Below are 16,500 nucleotides of genomic sequence, written 5' to 3'. Positions count from 1 at the left end.
CGATCCGGACAGCTGCAGCATATGGCGGCGCGTGGCCGAATTTTAGGCCGGCCCACGAGATTTCGCTTGCTTTGTGACGGCAGCTATGCTAGGAATATAGTCATGGTGCTGATTTGCGCCAACGACCCGCCCGCCGAGGCGGGTTTTTTGTTTCGGGGGGCGGTTCTGATCTTCCATCGCAACCTCCCTCCGACCATTTTGAAACAATTAAAGGTCAAAGGCAGTCGCTGGCAGTGATTTGCGACCCGTTCGGCCTCTCGCCGTCATTGAAGACATAGACGACCTGCTCCAGCCGTTTGGTCCTGAAGAGACGCCCCAACTTTTTGCAGGCGTAGGGCACCGCGTTGCGTCGGATGGCGGTCATCAAATTCTCGTCGGCATGGCCGGGTACCGAAAGATGGTAAGAAAGGGTTCGGTCCGAAAAGGTGACGCGTTTCAGTGTTACGCCACCCATGTCGGCGGGAAGATCGCGGTTGAGTTCTGCAATATCCGCTTCGGAAAATGCAGGCTTGAACCGTGTATATGTATTGGCCAGAGCCAGCGTGGCGACGATCAGAAAAGCTGCCATGCCGGCACGGCGCGACACCATCGCAAAGCCGAGCCCGCAAATCACGGCAAAGATGATCGGCATAACGATGTATGTCGACCAGTCCGGTGCGTTTTGAAGAAGCTCCAACAGCTTCGCCCTCCTGTTGAAGCAATCATGCCTGTGTCAGGAAACCAGACACGGGGAAGGGTGGCAAGCGGTGGCATGCGGTCATCTCAGACCATTGCCGCGTCTGATCGGTGACGGCAAATTTGCTATTGATTTGGGCATGGTGCTGATTTGCGCCAACGACCCGCCGCCGAGGCGGGTTTATTGTTTTCTGGGCCACCCTCGCTTGCTTGGATTGAATGTCGGCGTGAAGGAACGCGACGCATGTGATCGTCGGTTTCGCTCACTTACCCTTGTCAAAGTACCTCGATCCTCCCGCAACGCACCCCACGCCTGCCAGGTTATCCACCATGTCCAACCGTTATGCCACCATCATCACCGACGATGACGGCCGCGAGGTGGTCAGCGCCATCGGCGAATTCGAGGGCGTGCCCGATGCGCGCCGCGGCCGGGTCGAGCCGGTCGCGGACGGCGTGCGGATCGGCATGGTCCGGGGCGGTTCCGTCGATGCGGTCGGCGGCTTTGGGTTTTCGCAAACGGGCGTCGGCGCCGGTGCGATGAGCAGCGTCCGGGCGGCGCTCAAAGCCCTGTCTGGTGCCGGCAAGTCCGGCAGCGCGACTGGGGCAAAGCTCGATGCGGCAAGGTCGGCGCGGAAGCCGACCCGTGCAAAGCCCGGCAAGCGGGCGCGCAAGAAACCTGCGCGGCCGGCCAAGAAAACAGCGAAGCCGGCGATGTCCGCCGGGACGGCGGGGTAGGGCATGGCCGAAGATCCTTTCGAACCGCCTGATGTGACGGAACGGCCCTCCGGCCGACCGAGGCGGGCGAAGAAAACGCTGGCCGATGGCTTTCTGGAAGCGATCCGCGCCGATTTCCGGGCGCATGGCGCCGGCGTCATCGCCGAGGTTCGCACCGAAAAGCCCGACCAGTATCTGAAGATCGTGCTGTCGGTGCTGCCAAAGGATTTGCCAAGGGACCTGCTTGTCAACATCAACAGTCTGGATGCATTGAGCGATGACGAAATCAGGCAGCGCATCCGCGGCCTCGAAGCCGTCCTCCGGCCGTTCCTTCAGGAAAAGCCTGGCCTCGAAAAGCCCGGCCGTGGCGAAGAAGGAATATCTGAGCCTGCTGAAGGAGTTGGACCGGCGGCGCCGCACTAACCAGCTTGCCGCCTACCGGCCTTACCTCAGGCAGGCCGAGTTCCATGCGGCGGGCGCCACCAACCGCGAGCGGCTGTTCATGGCCGGCAACCAGCTCGGCAAGACAAGAGCCGGCGGTGCGGAATGGGCAATGCACCTGACCGGCCGATACCCTGAGTGGTGGCAAGGCAAGGTGTTCGACACGGCCGTGCGGCTGTGGGCGGCCGGCGTCACCGGCGAGGGCACGCGCGACAACCCGCAGCGCATCCTGATCGGCCCGCCGCAGCAGCCGGCGGCGTGGGGCACGGGCATGATCCCGGCCGACGCTATTCTCGGCACCATCATGGGGCGCGGCGCGCCGGGTGCGCTCGATAGCGTCGTGGTCCGCCATGGCGGTGGCGGCGATGTGCAGGCCGATGAATCGGTGCTGTCGTTCAAAAGCTATGAGAAGGGCCGCGAGAAATGGCAGGGCGAGACGCTGCACGGCGTCTGGTTCGACGAGGAACCGCCGCTCGACATCTATTCCGAAGGCCTGACCCGCACCAACGCGACAGGCGGCATCACCATCGTCACCTTCACGCCGTTGCTCGGCATGTCGGACGTGGTGTTGTTGTTTTTGTCGGCCTGCGAGGTGGAGGGAATGGGGAGGGGGTGACATCGCAGGACGTGGGTTCCTCGCCCCACGGAGTGGGGAGAGGTGGCCGCGCAGCGGCCGGAGAGGGGCTTTCGCAGGCGTCTTCCAGCAAGCGAGACTTCTTTTTACCATTCCCAACTGGAGGGACGGGCGTTCCCCTCTCCGTCTCGGCTTCGCCGAGCCACCTCTCCCCACTCAGTGGGGCGAGGAACCCAAGCTTTCCAAAGGCCAGCCATGACCCGCCACGTCACCTTCATGACCATCGACGATGCCGAGCATTATACGCCGCGGCAGCGAGCCGAGATCATTGCCGCCTATCCGGCGCATGAACGCGAGGCGCGGGCCAAGGGCATTCCGGTGCTCGGCTCCGGCCGCATCTTTCCGATCGCCGAAGAGCTGATTTCCTGCGAGCCGTTCCGGCTGCCGCGCTATTGGCCCAGGCTCGGCGCGCTCGATTTCGGCTGGGACCATCCGTCCGCCGCGGTCGAGCTCGCCCGGGATACGGAGGCCGACGTCATCTATGTCACGAAAGCCTGCCGCGCTTCGCAGCAGACGCCGGCCATGCAGGCGCTGACCTTGAAACCGTGGGGCGAATGGCTGCCCTGGGCGTGGCCGCGAGACGGCCGCCGCGAGACGCTGGAGGGTGCCGGCGTGGCGCTGGCCAAACAATATGGCGCGCACGGGCTGAACATGCTGACCCGCCATGCGCAATTCGCCGACGGCTCGGTCTCGGTCGAGGCCGGGCTGATGGAGATGCTCGACCGCATGCAGAGCGGCCGCTTCAAGGTGTTTTCGACGCTTTTGCCCTGGTTCGAGGAGTTCCGGCTCTACCATCGCAAGGACGGCCAGGTGGTGAAGCTGCGCGACGATTTGATGGCGGCGACGCGTTACGGCGTGATGATGCTGAGGGAAGCGGTGGTCGACCCGGCGGAGTTCAAGGCGGCGCGGCGAAAGGCCGGGCAGAGTGATCCGCTGGGGGCGTTTCGGTAACTTGACGGCAACCACAGACATGACCGCCTCATGACCCTGCGCATCATCCCCGCCACCTTGCGCGACCTCTCCTACATCGCCGCCAATCTGCGGCCCGAGGACCGGGCCGAGATCGACTGCCAGCTGGACAACTGGTCGCCGGCGCTGCTGGCGCTGACTGCGCTGCAGGGGTTTGCCTATGTCGCCGAGCTGGACGGCAATCCTGAGGCCGGCTTTGGCGCCGCCGAACAGCGCGGCGGCTTATGGATCGCCTGGAGCTGGGGCACGCGCCGCATGAAGCGCTGCGTGCCTGGCATCACGGAATTCTTCCACGCCGTGCTTGGGCCTCAGGTTGCCGCGCGCGGCGCCTGGCGGGTCGAGGCACGGGCGCTCGCCGCCAATGAATTGGCGCTGCGCTGGCTCGGTCGGCTTGGCGCGACGGAACGCTGCCGCTTGCCGGGCTACGGCCGGAATGGCGAAGATTTTTTACTCTATGACTGGACAAGAGAAAGCTGGAACCATGTGCCTCTTCCAAAAGCCGCCGGCGCTGAAGCCGCTGCCACCGACACCGACCATCGCCGACAAAGACGTGCAGGCGCGCGAGGCGGCACTCAGGGCTGAGCTCGAACAGCGCCAGGGAACGCTGAGCACGGTCAAGACCGATCTGTCGCCCGGTGATCTGACCGGCCAGCGCCGCGTGCTGCTGGGGGCGTGATTATGGGCGCGATGAAGCGGGTGTTCAGGAATCGCGGCGGTTTGCCCTGGTGGACCTGGCGGCGGCTGGCGCGCTTGTTGAAGCGGCGAGGGTGAGGTGCGTAATCTCCCCCCTTGAGGGGGAGATGGCCGGCAGGCCAGAGGGGGTCGTCTCGCGAAAAGCGCGACTCCATCTTCGCCTCAAAAAGCGTCTCGCCTGTTGAGGCGATCCCCTCCCCCTCGAGGGGGGAGAGATGGCAGCTTCCGCGTTTTCCGTAACAACCCGGAGCAATTCGTGTTCGTTCAGCCCGGTTGACAATCCTCCTTCAGCCGCCATGCTGCAGTGCAACATGGCAATCGAGGAGTTCGGCATGACGGAAGCCCGGTCATCGCGCATCGAGTGCCTGGACGGGCTTCGGGCGCTCGCCGCGATCTGGGTGCTGATCGGGCACTGCCTGCTGTTGACCGGCTGGCGCATTCCCGTCCTTGGCGAACCGGATCTCGGCGTCGATCTCTTCATCATGCTGTCCGGCTTCCTGATGGTGTTCCATTACCAGCTGCGCCAGGACAAGGAGCCGTGGCAAAGACCGGAAACCTGGCTGAAATTCTGGACCCGCCGCTATTTCAGGATAGCGCCGCTGTTCTATGTCATGCTTTTCGTCGCCCTGGCGCTCGGCCCCTATCTCTACCAGTCCAGGATGGTCATCGACGAGTTCCTGCTGAGATCGCCGCAGGCGCCCGAGCGCTATCTCGACAGCGGGCTGAAGAATATCGGCGCCCATCTGCTGTTCCTGTTCGGCCTGGTGCCGAATTTCGCCTATCGCACGCCGCTGCCCGATTGGAGCCTGGGCCTGGAGATGCAGTTCTACGCACTGTTCCCGGCCCTCATGCTGCTGGTCCGCAGGCTTGACTGGATATGGGCGGCCGTCCTGGTCGCGGCGACCGGCAGCGCGATCGTGTTCCTGATGAGACAATTGTCAATCCAGTTTCCGATGCCGTCGTTCCTGCCGCTGAAAATGCAGATTTTCTTGTGCGGGATGCTGCTGGCGGGCGTCGTCCATCAACGACAGAAGCGGCCTTTCGTGTATCTGGCATTGGCCATGCTGCTGGCCGCGCTGCCCTTCGGCGGCCGCTATGGACTTGGCAAGCTCTTGATGCGGGAAGCGCTGGTATTGGGTTTCTTTGCCCTGGTTCTCTACCGGATGCTGCCGGGAATGGCGGGTATAGTGGCCAGAAAGACAGCCATGACGCTCGCCAATGGGTTCTTTCATCTGATGGGTGAGCTTTCCTTCAGCATCTATCTGATCCATCTGCTGGTTCTCCAGCCGGTCGCGGCTTTCGTGATCACCCAGTACGGCCACGCGCTGTCGGCGCCGCTGCGCTTCGCGATCGTCGTTGCCGTCGTCCTGCCGGTGGTGTGCCTGCTGTCCTGGATCACCTATACGCTGATCGAAGTTCCCGGCCAGAAGATGGGCCGTTTCGTGGTGCAGCGTTTTGGGCGCAGCCCGGCGCTGGACACGACGCCCGCGGAATAAGGCGCTTCCAATCTCCCCCCTTGAGGGGAGATGTCGCCGAAGGCGACAGAGGGGGTCGCCGATCCACGCGAGACGACCCCCTCTGGCCTGCCGGCCATCTCTCCCTCAAGGGGGGAGATCCCCAGCGCATTTGCGCCAAAACTAGCGAGGCTGACCATGAGCGATTCCCGTGCTCGCGATATTCTGTCGCGACAGGCAGAACTGGAGAGCGAGCGCAGCCAGTACGAACATGTCTGGGAGGCGGTGGCCGAATTCTGCGATCCCGACGCGCCCGATGTCTGGAGCGGCCGTCGTCCCGGCGGTCCGGACTCGCAGGCCGACCGACAGGAGCGGCGCGGTGCGCGTGTCTACGCCAACACCATCAACTCGGCAGCCAACCGGCTGGCCGCCGGGCTGGAAAGCCTGATCATCCCGCAGTCGGAAAAATGGCACGGGCTGTCGACCGCCGCCATGAACGACGAAGAGAGCGACGAGGAAAAGGAATGGGCGGAGGCGCTTCGCGATTTCCTGTTCTCGCTGCGCTATTCCGCCAATTCGAACTTCGTGCCGGCAACGCAGGCCTGCCTGCGCAACGTCGTGCGCTACGGCCCGGCCTATCTCTACGCCGAGGAGGGCTTTGCGCCCCACACGCTGATCCGCTATGCCTCGATCCCCGTGGTCGAGGGCTATCTCTGCCGCAACCGCTGGGGTCAAGTCGACATTTTCCACCGCCGCTACGAGCGCACGGCGCGCCAGGCCGCACAGCTGCTCGGCTATGAGAAGCTGCCGGCGCGGATCAAAATGCTGGTCGATGATCCCGCCAAATGCGAGACCAAGATTTCGCTGATCCAGTGCATCCAGCCGCGCGACGAGCGCAAGATGTATCGGCTGGGCGGATCCTACCAGTATCTCGACACGGCCTTCGCCTCCTATCACGTCCTCGAGGACGAGGAGGTCATCGTCAGGGAAAGCGGTTTCCGCTCCTTCCCGGTGTCGTGCTTCAACTGGCGCCGTTACGAGGGCGACCCCTACGGCATTTCGCCGACGATCGAGGCGTTGACCACGGTGCGCGAGGAAAACGCCGTGCGCCGCTCCGGCCTCAGGGCGCTGCAGCAGATCACCGATCCGGCGACCGCTTCGAAGGCGCGGCTCGACTATGTGCCGGTGCTCAATCCCGGCGAGAACTATCCCGGCCTGATCGACGATCAGGGACGGCCGCTGATTGCGCCGATCGCTACGGGGCAGAACCCGACCTATGCGTTCAGCTACGCGGAAAGCCGGGCCGAGGAGATCCGCGACATGATGTTCGTCAATCTGTTCCAGACGCTGGTGCAGAACCCGCAGATGACGGCGACCGAAGCGCTGATCCGGCAGGAGGAAAAGGGCGCGCTTCTCGGGCCCTCCGGCTCGATCATCCAGGCCGGTTTTGCCTCGAATCTCGACCGCGAGCTCGGCATCCTCGAGGACAAAGGATTATACGAGGAAGACAGCCGCTTCCTGCCGCCGGCGAGCCTTGCCGGCAAGGCGGTGCGGCCGACCTTCACCGGCCCGCTCGACGTGCTGCGTCGCTCGGCCGAGGCGCGCGATACAATCCAGGTGGTGACCACGGCCATGCAGATGGCGCAGTTCGACCCCGGCGTGATGGACAATATCGACGGCGACGTGGCGCTTAAGATCGTGCAGAGCGCCGGCCGCAGTCCGCAGCGCATCTTTCGCCGCCAGGACGAGGTTGCCGGTATCCGCAATGCCAGAGCCGAGGCGCAAGCTGCGCAGGCCGCCATGGCCGCGATCGCCAACGCTGGCAAGGTGGCCAAGGATGCCGTGCCCGCCGCCGTGCAGGCGCGCGACAGCGGTCTGCTCGACAGTCTCAGCGGGCTGATGCCGCAGGGCGGCGAGGGCGGTGCATGAGCGGCAAACGCTTCGCCCATTCGAGCCAGGCCGGCGGCCCGGCCAAGGCGCAGGATGCGCTGACCAAGGCCTATCTCAGGGTGTTCTCAGGCCAGGACGGCGAGATGGTGCTTGCCGACCTGACGGCGGCGACCGGCTATTACCGCCGCCCGTCCTATGGCGAGTGGCTGGCCAAGACGAAGACGCCGAACGGCTTCGAACTGCACAGCGCGCTGAGCAATGCACGCGCCGAAGTGGTGCAGCACATCATGGGGTTCCTGACGCTGGACGAGGCGCAGCTGGCGGCGCTGGAGAAGGCGGCGAGGCTGGAGGGGAGGTAGGGTCAAGGCACCGGCGTTGGTGACACCTTCTCCCCTTGTGGGAGAAGGTGGATCGGCGCTTTAGCGCCGAGACGGATGAGGGGTGCTGGAAGAAATGAGGCGTTGGCGATCCCTGGAACACCCCTCATCCGGCCGCTTCGCGGCGACCTTCTCCCACAAGGGGAGAAGGGAAGACCAGCGCTTCTCCCACAAGGCGAGAAGGGGACGCCAGCGCCGGCGTCTACTCAATAATTGCCGCTGTAATAGCGGTCGTCGCAAGGCGCCGTGTAGATGCGGCCGTAGCGATCCTGATAGCGGCAAAGCTGTTCGCCGCGCCGCTGCGGCGTTGTCGCGCTGCCCACGACCGCCCCCAGCAAGGCGCCGCTGGCTGCACCGATAACCGTGCTCTTGGTGTCGCGGCCCAGGGCCTGGCCGACGAGAGCGCCGCCCGCGCCGCCGACCAGAGCGCCCGTGGTCGCCCTCTGCTGGCCTTCGGTCTGCGCACATCCTGCCAGCGCGGCAGTCACAAGCAGGGCGGCAATGGTTTTGTGCATGGTCATCGTCTGATACTCCGTTGAAGCCTATGAACTAATACACCGGCTGGTTTTGCCAAGTGTTTGCCAAGTGCGGTCGCATTGCGGCGGAACAGCGGCACCATGCCTCACGAAATAAGACATGGTTTCTTTCGTCTTGACGGCCAAGGCCTCCGGCTCGGAAAGCTCATGGTCAAACAAAAAGATCATAAAGATCAGGGTCAAACAAGACGTTAGGGTCAGGCCTATCGAAATGATCAGGCTTCGGCCGCAACGCTTCCGCTCGCGGCGGGTCCAGCCGATCCCTCAAATCCCCAAGAATGGAGAATGCAATGACCCGAGGTCTCCCCCGGACGCTTTCCCGTGCCGCCGCCCGAGAGGCCGGCCTTGCCGCGCCCAAGGCCGGGCTTGCCGCCAGCACGAGCGGGCAGGGCGGTTCCTTCCGCACCGTCTTTTCGCTCAACGCCATGCAGGTGCCGGTCACCGATGCGCTTGCCTATGCCAGCCATAAGCTTTTCGATTTCCTCGGCGGCAAGGTGCGCATCAAGGGCGGCACCGCAAGGCTGCAATTCGCCGTGCTGACCACCCGCGCCTCGACCATCAACGACAATGCGGCACTGACCTGGTCGCTCGGGTCGGCGGCGGCGTCAAGCGCTGCGCTCGCCGGCACCATGGTCAATGTGCTGGCTTCGACCGGACGTACGCTGGATGGTGCCGGTGCTGCACTGTCGACCGCTTCGACCGCCGATGCAGCGGCGGCTTTGACGCTCGATGGCACAGTGACGCCGGCAGACCTCTATCTCAACCTTGCCCTCGCCGCCGGCACCGATATCGACGCCGACGGCATGCTGGCCGTTACCGGAACGATCACGCTGCTGTGGGAGAATTGGGGCGATAACGCGTGAAGGCTTTCCCTTCTCCCCTTGTGGGAGAAGGTGGCCGAGCGAAGCTCGGTCGGATGAGGGGTGCTCCAACTTGGCGCACACCTTCGTCTAGATCGGGCGGGCGGCAACAGGATTGCCGGCGCCTCGTTTCTTCCAACACCCCTCATCCGGCTCGGCGCTAACGTGCCGATCCACCTTCTCCCACAGGGGGAGAAGGACAAGCAAAAAGGAACATCTCATGACAGATCTGGCAAACGCCGGGTCCGTGGTGGCTACGCCACCGGCGGGCAACCTTGCACGGCCGCCGGCCAACGGGGACAACGGGTCCGCCCCGCCTACGGCCAAGAGTTGGTTTGACGTCTTTCCGAAGGCAACCGCAAGCTCGCTGAAACCAAGGGCTGGACCAAGCCTGAAAGCCTCGATCGGGTTTTCACATCCTATGCGGAGCTGGAACGGCAGCAGGGCGAGAGCCTGCACATTCCCGCAGCGGACGCACCTGGGGAAGACTGGGACAGGTTCCATGCCCGGTTGCCTGAGGCGATGCGCCCGCTGACATCGCCCGACAAGGTCGAGTACAGGCGCCCCGACGGGCTTCCCGAAGACTTCGCCTATTCGGATGAGCTCGCCAACGCGTCCAAGGCCTGGGCGGTCGAGGCCGGCGCCACCCCGAAGGTGGCGCAGGCCTATCACGACCGGTTCGTCGGCTACATGGCCGAGCAGGCCAAGGTGCAGCAGATCGCCCTTGCCCGTTCGGTCGAGGCCACTCACGATGACCTGGTCAGGGATTGGGGACCGACCGACAGCGACGGCTTTCGCCAGAGACTGGAGGTCGCCAACCGGGCGATGAAGAAGCTCGGCCTGGTCGATGCCTACAAGGCGAAGGGCATCCTTCTGCCTGACGGCGCCTTGACCGATCCGCAGATCGCCAAGGCGTTCCACGCCATCGGCGAGGCGATGTTCAGGGAAGACACGATCGACGGTGGCGCGGCTTTGATCGGAGGCAATCCGTTCAAGCGCAACGCCGCCGGCGAACGCAACCTGACTGAGATCTCGGCCCTCGTCAGAAGCGATCCCGTTCGCGCCCGGCGGCTGGCACGCGAGGCCGGCGAAAACCCCGATCTCTGGATTCCCAACAACCCTCTTTAAAATTGGACCATGATCTCCAGCGAAACCGGTTCCACTTTTCACTGCGTGGACCTTCGGTTCGGGATCATGATCTGCCACCGCACAACCTGAAGGAAGACAAAAATGGCAGACGCCTATACCCGTATCGCGGACGCGATCGTTCCGTCCGTCTATGCACAATACTCGTTCGAGGAGCATGTCCAGTCGCTCGAGATCTACCAGGCCGGGATCCTGTTTTCCGACCCAACCATCGCCTCGAAGCTTTCCATGGGCGGGCGTTCCGTCGACATGCCCGGCTGGAAGGATCTCGGCAACGATCCGTCCGAGCCGGTCAATGACGACCCGGCCGACTCGATCGAGATGAAGAAGATCGGCGCGCGCCGCGAGGTCGCCGCCCGCAATGTTCGAGCCCAGGCCTGGGGCATTCCGGACCTGACCTCGATCCTGGCCGGCGACGACCCGCAGAAGCTGATCGTGCGCCGCCAGACCGACTATTGGCAGCGTGCCAACAAGCTGACGCTGCTCGGCATCCTGAAGGGCGTCATTGCCGACAACGTTGCGAACGACAGTTCCGACCTGGTCCGCGTCACCGGCGCCTCCATCGTCGACACCGACATCATCGAGGCCGCCTATCTGATGGGCGACCGCGCCGACAAGTTCAAGACGATCTGGATGCACTCCAAGCAGATGAAGGCGCTGAAGCTCGCCGACCTCATCGACTATGTGCCGCCGTCCGAGCAGGGCGGGCCGCTGATCCCGTATTACATGGGGCTGCGGGCCGTCGTCGACGACGACATCCCGGTGGCCGCGGGCGTCTACACGGCGTTCATGTTCAAGGACAAGGCAATCCTGTGGAACGAGCTGCCGGTCAACACCGAAGGTGGGCCGCTGGAGTTCGACCGCAAGCCGCGCCAGGGCCATGGCGGCGGCGTCACCGAAATGGTCGGCCGCAGGCATTTCGTCCCGCATGTGCCCGGCACCCGCTTCCTCGACGCCTCCTCGGCCGGCGAATTCGCCACCGACGCCGAGCTGGCGCTGGCGGCGAACTGGGACCGCACCGCGTCGAGCGTCAAGAACATGACGTTCATCGCGCTGAAGACGACCGAGGCCTGATTGGACCGAAAGGGGCGGGGGTAAAAGATCTCCCGCCCTTTCTGGACAAGCGGTTCATCGCCGAACCGCTCTATCTCTTTGTTTATGCGCAATTCCGGACGGAAAACCGTTCACACTTTTCCTGGAATTGCTCCAGATCGCCAATGTGGCGAATCTCAACTTCACCCGCTGCGCTGCACCAGAGTGAAACAAGACTTGGGGTTCGCAACATGTTCCTGTTGCACTTTAATCAATCGTCGTCACCAAATGGTTACAGAAATGGGCGATGCTGCTTTGTCTTGGCAAGGAGGGTAACCATGAACATGACATACAAGGCAGTTCAGGGAGTGCTCCGAAAAGCGGGCATTGTCATAAGCAAAAAGGGCGAAGTTCACCGCATAAACTTCTTCAGCGGTCTGGAAAACACCGCCTACTATACGACAAGTCTTCAGGAAGCCCTGGACCGGGGTTTGGCGATGGCGAGAGGTGCCGGAAGGCTGCAAGCAAGCGCCGTTGCCAAGTCGGCCGAAAACAGGGCGGCGGATCTCGACAAGCGTACGCTTCGGCTGATGCCGCAGTAATTCAGGCCGCAACTCATCGCCGCGTTGCGCGGCGATATCGTAAAACTGCATAGCTACAATATTATCGTCTTTTCCTCGCTCGAATGGGCACAGGGACGGATAACGCCGCGACGCTACCCGCTTCGACGGGTGGTGGCTGGCGTGACGGGTTCCACGCGCGAGACGTGCGAACGTTTTGCTCAAGCAAAAATCACAAGCGGTTCATCGTTTCACGGAAACGCCGAACCGCTCTATCTCTTTGTTTTTGCGCAATTCCGGACGGAAAACCGTTCACACTTTTCCTGGAATTGCTCCAAATCCTCAGCCGCTACGAAGCGGCTTTTTGCCGTGGGCCCATGCCTGCTTTTTCCGATCCACACAGACGGAGCCTAAAATCATGGCCATCACCCCGCTCGACATCGCCAACATGGCGCTTGGCGTCCTCGACGAGGCGCCGATCGACAGCCTCGATCAGGACGTGAAACCAGCCCGCCTGCTCAATCTGCATTTCGACCTGACCCGCGAGGCAGAGCTGACGAAACACGCCTGGGTGTTCGCAATCCTGGCGGCCGCCGTCGCCGGGTCCGATACCGGCAGTGGCGCGGGCACGCTGAACTTTGCCTATGAATTGCCGGTGGACTGCCTGCGGCCTTTGCCGCTGACCGATAATGGCGAGCCGGATGGCGTGCCGATCGCGTGGCGCCAGGAGGCCGGGCTGATCTATTGCGACCGGTCGGGGCCGCGTCTCATTCGCTACGTCGCCAACCTCACCGATCCGAACGACTGGGACGCGCTGTTCACCGAAGTGCTGGTTGCAGCGCTCGCCATCAAGATCGCGCATCCGCTGACCCACAAGGCCGGCATGATCGACATCGCCCGCGGTGCTTATGACCGGGCGCTCGACGCGGCATTCCAGTCCAACGCCATCCAGCGTGGCGGCAGGCTTTCAACGTCGTCCTGGGCGATCCAGCGCGGCGGGTTTGTGCGCTGATGACGACGCTCTATCCAGTCCAGGACACATTCGTTCGTGGCGAGATCTCGCCGCGGCTACACGCCCGCGCGTCGCTCGATCTTTATCGGGCGGCGCTTTCCAAATGCGAAAACTTCGTCACGTTGCCGCATGGCGGCATCCGCAAGCGCGGCGGGACATACTTCGTTGGCGAGGTGAAGACTTCGGCCAAGAGGACGCGCGGCATACCGTTCATCTTCTCGGCAGATCAGGCCTACATGCTTGAATTCGGCGATCTCTACGTCCGCGTCTATGCCTATGGCGCGCGGGTCGGCACGGTGGAAGTGGCGACACCCTATCTCGAAGCCGATCTGTTCGACCTGCAATTCGCCCAATCCGCCGACCAGATGTGGATCACCCACAGGGACTACCTTCCGCAGGTTCTCACCCGCACGGCGCACACGATATGGACGCTGGCCGAGTTCGTTTTCCTCGACGGCCCCTATGACGACATCAACACAAGCGCGACCACCATGGCGCCTGCCGAGACCGGCGCCGTCCATCCCCTTATGACCAACAATACCGCTCCAAGCGGCACTGCTGCCGACAGCAGCGGGTCCGCCGACGCCTACAAGGTGTTTGACCGGGACAATGGGTCAAACCTTTCGTTCGGCACGACGATCGGCTTCTTGTCCTATGACTTCGCCGGTACAGCGACCAGGGTTTGTGACGGCTACTGGCTTCGGGCAAACTCCACTGGTGGTACAAAGGCACCCATCGCGTGGGATTTCCAGGGCTTCGACGGCACGAACTGGATCTCGCTTGACAGCCGGACAGCGCAAACCGGGTGGTCGCGCAGCGAAGTGCGCTTCTTCGAGTTTCAGAATGAGACTGCCTACCAGTCCTATCGGTTGAATATCTCAGGCTCGGAGGACGACGCCAATCTTACGATCGCGGAAATGGGATGGCATGAGGATGGCGATACACAGACGCCATTCGATCTCACGGCGTCCTCGATCGTCGGCATCAATGACGGCACCGGTTTCCAGACCAGCGATGTTGGCCGTAGCATTCGTTTGCTCGGCTCGGATGCTGTCTGGCGCTGGGCGCGTATCACGAGCCGCATCAGCGCTACTGTGGTCAAAGTCAGGTTGTATGGGCATGCGCTTCCCAATCTCAGCCCGATCGCCCGCTGGCGTCTCGGCACCTTCGTTCCCGGCAAGTACGTCGAAAGCGGTTCGCTGTACGAGGAGCGATTAGCCTTCAGCCGAAAATTCTCCGTCTACGCATCCGCAACCGGCGACTTCGACAATTTCGCACTCGGGGAAAAGGACGACGACGCGCTCGAATTTATCCAGGCCGGCGGCGGGCAGGCCAATGACATTACGTGGATCTCCGACTCGGATGGTGCCCTGCTGATCGGAACGCTTGGCGGGGTCCGCGCTCTATCGGGTTCCGGCATCGACGAAGCGCTGACCCCTTCGTCCTTCAAGAACCGTCGGTCCCGCACCTTCGGCTGTGCAAAAATCCGTCCGGTGGATGCCGGGCAGTCGTTCCTTTACGTGACGCGCTCCCGCAAATCGATCGCCGAACTTGCCCAGAGCGCCACCGGCCGCTTCACGTCGGATGATGTCGGACAGATATCGGAGCACATTCCAAAAAAGGGTGTCGTTGAACTGGCGTTCCAGACCGATCCCGATCCGCTGCTGTGGTTCCCGCTGGATAACGGAGAACTTGGCGGCTACACGCACCAGCCTTCGCAGGATGTCCGCGGCATGCACCGGCATCGCATCGGCGGGACGTTCTCAGGTTCGGCATGGGGCATCGTTGAAAGCGCCGTGGTTACGCCGGGCCAGGATGGCAATGATGATCTCTGGCTGTTCGTCAAGCGCACCATCGGCGGAGTCACCAAGCGCTATATCGAAATCAAGACCATTCCGTTCGAATATGGCGAGATCGCCGACGCGTTCGAAGTCGATTGCGGCCTGACCTACACCGGCGCTGCAGTCACAACAGTAGGTGGCGCAATACATCTCGCCGGCCTGATTGTGGACGTGCTTGCGGACGGGAAGGTCTACCGCGGCCTGACAGTCAGCGGTGCTGGCAATGTCACACTCCCGGTTGGTTCGCCCGCCGCTGCTAAATGGCAGGTCGGGCTTCCATACGAGGCCGGCGCCGACACGCTTGAGCTTGATGTCGGCGGTAAGGACGGGTCGGTTGTCGGACGCCGAAAGAAGGTGGCGGCGGTGATCCTCTCCTTCCTGGAGACCGACACGACCGGGCTTGAAATCAAATCGCTGCAGCGCGGACGATGGGAGCCGGTCAGGATACCGTCGATCGTGGCACCGAACGGCATGGCAACCCTTTACTCCGGCAACATCACCGTTCCCATCGAGGACAGCTGGGAAGGCCAAGGCCGCGTCACGATCCGCCATGTGAACCCGACGCCGTGTACTGTCCGCGCGCTGACTCCGGTGTTCGACGTTGAGCCCTAGCGAGGACCTTTAAGCATCTCTATGCTGGTGTGGCCGCCAACGGCCCGCCAGAACACGAGGCGATTGTCGCCCTGCTTGCCATCCCGGCAATGTCACCGTGCCGATCCGCTTATCGGAGGTAGGCTCAGATTTCTAGCGGGTGTGTTTCCCAAGTGGAACTTTAGTAAATCCTAATGATTGTCTATGACCAGTGGGCACGCTCCCTCCGCTGCCCGCTGTAGATCGGGCCGCAACCCGATCGGCCCGCGCTCTCCGCCAGAGGCGCGGGTTTTCTCCGTAACCTTTCCAAACATTCAATTTGCCTAAAATGTTCCGGAACTGAATCCGATTTGGCGGCTTGAGTCCGCGTCTGTGGCGTGGGGTTCAGTATGCGTAAGAGTTCCGGCGATGGCCGGTTGCAGTTCATCGAACCGCTGATGCCCACCCTGGTCGACAAGCCTCCGGAAGGCGATGCCTGGATCCATGAGGTCAAGTTCGACGGCTACCGCTCACAGATCATCATTTACGAGGCCGGAGTTCGTATCTTTACGCGCAATGGAATGGACTGGACGGCGAAGTATCCCGACCTGGTCGAGACCGCCAAACGGCTCGTTGTCGAAAGCACCATTATCGATGGGGAGATCATCGTTCCGAATGAAGCTGGTCTTGCCGATTTCGTTGCTTTGCGAAGGGCGATCACGCGGCGCCAGCACGACCTCTATTTCGTCGCCTTCGATCTCCTGCACCTCAACGGGCACGACCTGCGCGACACGCCCCTGGAGCATCGGCGCGATCTGCTTGCCGGTTTGATCCCTCCGGGGAGTCGCATCCAATTCAGTGAGGCTCTTCCGGGCAATTCCAAGGCTATCTTTCATCTGCTTGACCAGGCCGGTCTGGAGGGGATGGTCTCAAAGCGCCGTGGCAGCAAGTACCGCAGCGGGCGATCGCTCAACTGGCTGAAGGTCAAGTGCTACACCGTCGACGAGTTCGAACTGCTCGGTGTCGAGCGTGAGGCCGGCAAGCCGGCGTTCGCCCTGATGGGCGAGATCGGCACGCGCAAATATGTTGGATCGGC

The 16,500-nt window shown here is 62.8% G+C and carries 15 protein-coding genes and 2 pseudogenes; 15 read left to right on the top strand and 2 right to left on the bottom strand.

Features of this window, described 5'->3' with window-relative positions; all coding sequences use genetic code 11:
• Window positions 1-214 precede the first annotated feature (214 nt).
• Entirely contained in the window at window positions 215-676 is a 462-nt protein-coding gene (locus EOA78_RS16915) for a hypothetical protein (RefSeq protein ID WP_127316115.1), read from the bottom strand.
• Window positions 677-1,005: 329 nt separating this feature from the next.
• Here EOA78_RS16915 and EOA78_RS16910 point away from each other — a divergent pair, with 329 nt between their 5' ends.
• From EOA78_RS16910 to EOA78_RS16875, 8 genes and pseudogenes are all read left to right on the top strand, one after another.
• A complete protein-coding gene (locus EOA78_RS16910; protein ID WP_127316114.1) occupies window positions 1,006-1,410 on the top strand; it encodes a hypothetical protein in 405 nt (134 codons plus the stop codon).
• A 3-nt stretch (window positions 1,411-1,413) separates the two neighbouring features.
• Window positions 1,414-1,812 (top strand): hypothetical protein, encoded by a 399-nt coding sequence (locus EOA78_RS16905; RefSeq protein WP_245477529.1) that lies wholly within the window; start codon window positions 1,414-1,416, stop codon window positions 1,810-1,812.
• A pseudogene (locus EOA78_RS16900) lies at window positions 1,754-2,410 on the top strand (terminase family protein); the annotation flags it as partial. The gene EOA78_RS16905 and the pseudogene EOA78_RS16900, both read left to right, overlap by 59 nt.
• 270 nt (window positions 2,411-2,680) lie before the next feature.
• Window positions 2,681-3,415, top strand: a pseudogene (locus EOA78_RS16895) (terminase family protein); the annotation flags it as partial.
• A gap of 30 nt (window positions 3,416-3,445) precedes the next feature.
• On the top strand, window positions 3,446-4,015 hold the full coding sequence (locus EOA78_RS16890) for a hypothetical protein (RefSeq protein ID WP_127316111.1): 570 nt from the start codon (window positions 3,446-3,448) through the stop codon (window positions 4,013-4,015).
• Window positions 4,016-4,458: 443 nt separating this feature from the next.
• Window positions 4,459-5,622 carry an acyltransferase gene (locus tag EOA78_RS16885; RefSeq protein WP_127316110.1) on the top strand — a complete coding sequence of 388 codons (1,164 nt, stop codon included), beginning with the start codon at window positions 4,459-4,461 and terminating at the stop codon, window positions 5,620-5,622.
• A 156-nt stretch (window positions 5,623-5,778) separates the two neighbouring features.
• Window positions 5,779-7,509: a portal protein gene (locus EOA78_RS16880; protein ID WP_127316109.1), complete on the top strand. Its 1,731-nt coding sequence runs from the start codon at window positions 5,779-5,781 to the stop codon at window positions 7,507-7,509.
• Window positions 7,506-7,829 carry a hypothetical protein gene (locus tag EOA78_RS16875; RefSeq protein WP_029351760.1) on the top strand — a complete coding sequence of 108 codons (324 nt, stop codon included), beginning with the start codon at window positions 7,506-7,508 and terminating at the stop codon, window positions 7,827-7,829. The genes EOA78_RS16880 and EOA78_RS16875 overlap by 4 nt, the downstream gene beginning before the upstream one ends.
• 224 nt (window positions 7,830-8,053) lie before the next feature.
• Here the strand turns inward: EOA78_RS16875 and EOA78_RS16870 are convergent, their stop codons facing one another.
• A complete protein-coding gene (locus EOA78_RS16870; protein WP_127316108.1) occupies window positions 8,054-8,368 on the bottom strand; it encodes a YMGG-like glycine zipper-containing protein in 315 nt (104 codons plus the stop codon).
• 305 nt (window positions 8,369-8,673) lie between these two features.
• Here EOA78_RS16870 and EOA78_RS16865 point away from each other — a divergent pair, with 305 nt between their 5' ends.
• The 7 genes from EOA78_RS16865 to EOA78_RS16835 form a co-directional block, all read left to right on the top strand.
• Window positions 8,674-9,246, top strand: a complete 573-nt coding sequence (locus tag EOA78_RS16865) for a hypothetical protein (protein ID WP_127316107.1) — start codon at window positions 8,674-8,676, stop codon at window positions 9,244-9,246.
• A 519-nt stretch (window positions 9,247-9,765) separates the two neighbouring features.
• On the top strand, window positions 9,766-10,371 hold the full coding sequence (locus EOA78_RS16860) for a hypothetical protein (protein ID WP_245477528.1): 606 nt from the start codon (window positions 9,766-9,768) through the stop codon (window positions 10,369-10,371).
• A gap of 102 nt (window positions 10,372-10,473) precedes the next feature.
• Complete coding sequence (locus EOA78_RS16855) at window positions 10,474-11,463, top strand: Coat protein (protein ID WP_127316106.1); 990 nt, start codon at window positions 10,474-10,476, stop codon at window positions 11,461-11,463.
• A 296-nt stretch (window positions 11,464-11,759) separates the two neighbouring features.
• Window positions 11,760-12,023 carry a hypothetical protein gene (locus EOA78_RS16850; protein ID WP_127316105.1) on the top strand — a complete coding sequence of 88 codons (264 nt, stop codon included), beginning with the start codon at window positions 11,760-11,762 and terminating at the stop codon, window positions 12,021-12,023.
• Window positions 12,024-12,399: 376 nt separating this feature from the next.
• Window positions 12,400-12,993 carry a hypothetical protein gene (locus EOA78_RS16845; protein ID WP_029351743.1) on the top strand — a complete coding sequence of 198 codons (594 nt, stop codon included), beginning with the start codon at window positions 12,400-12,402 and terminating at the stop codon, window positions 12,991-12,993.
• Window positions 12,993-15,446 carry a hypothetical protein gene (locus EOA78_RS16840; RefSeq protein WP_127316104.1) on the top strand — a complete coding sequence of 818 codons (2,454 nt, stop codon included), beginning with the start codon at window positions 12,993-12,995 and terminating at the stop codon, window positions 15,444-15,446. Before EOA78_RS16845 ends, EOA78_RS16840 begins: the two co-directional genes overlap by 1 nt.
• A gap of 368 nt (window positions 15,447-15,814) precedes the next feature.
• A partial coding sequence (locus tag EOA78_RS16835) for an RNA ligase family protein (RefSeq protein ID WP_245477527.1) occupies window positions 15,815-16,500 on the top strand: 686 nt, incomplete at its 3' end.

Origin of the sequence: Mesorhizobium sp. M5C.F.Cr.IN.023.01.1.1, assembly GCF_003997585.1 — a bacterium.
Classification (GTDB): Bacteria; Pseudomonadota; Alphaproteobacteria; order Rhizobiales; family Rhizobiaceae; genus Mesorhizobium; species Mesorhizobium wenxiniae.
The sequence above is the reverse complement of the archived record's forward strand: the minus strand, read 5'-3'. Positions and strand labels throughout refer to the sequence as shown.

Coding starts and splice junctions, on each gene's coding strand:
- EOA78_RS16855 (WP_127316106.1), top strand. CDS start 10,474: ATGGCAGACGCCTATACCCGTATCGCGGACGCGATCGTTCCGTCCGTC.
- EOA78_RS16870 (WP_127316108.1), bottom strand. CDS start 8,368: ATGACCATGCACAAAACCATTGCCGCCCTGCTTGTGACTGCCGCGCTG.
- EOA78_RS16905 (WP_245477529.1), top strand. CDS start 1,414: ATGGCCGAAGATCCTTTCGAACCGCCTGATGTGACGGAACGGCCCTCC.
- EOA78_RS16865 (WP_127316107.1), top strand. CDS start 8,674: ATGACCCGAGGTCTCCCCCGGACGCTTTCCCGTGCCGCCGCCCGAGAG.
- EOA78_RS16860 (WP_245477528.1), top strand. CDS start 9,766: ATGCGCCCGCTGACATCGCCCGACAAGGTCGAGTACAGGCGCCCCGAC.
- EOA78_RS16890 (WP_127316111.1), top strand. CDS start 3,446: ATGACCCTGCGCATCATCCCCGCCACCTTGCGCGACCTCTCCTACATC.
- EOA78_RS16850 (WP_127316105.1), top strand. CDS start 11,760: ATGAACATGACATACAAGGCAGTTCAGGGAGTGCTCCGAAAAGCGGGC.
- EOA78_RS16910 (WP_127316114.1), top strand. CDS start 1,006: ATGTCCAACCGTTATGCCACCATCATCACCGACGATGACGGCCGCGAG.
- EOA78_RS16885 (WP_127316110.1), top strand. CDS start 4,459: ATGACGGAAGCCCGGTCATCGCGCATCGAGTGCCTGGACGGGCTTCGG.
- EOA78_RS16840 (WP_127316104.1), top strand. CDS start 12,993: ATGACGACGCTCTATCCAGTCCAGGACACATTCGTTCGTGGCGAGATC.
- EOA78_RS16880 (WP_127316109.1), top strand. CDS start 5,779: ATGAGCGATTCCCGTGCTCGCGATATTCTGTCGCGACAGGCAGAACTG.
- EOA78_RS16875 (WP_029351760.1), top strand. CDS start 7,506: ATGAGCGGCAAACGCTTCGCCCATTCGAGCCAGGCCGGCGGCCCGGCC.
- EOA78_RS16845 (WP_029351743.1), top strand. CDS start 12,400: ATGGCCATCACCCCGCTCGACATCGCCAACATGGCGCTTGGCGTCCTC.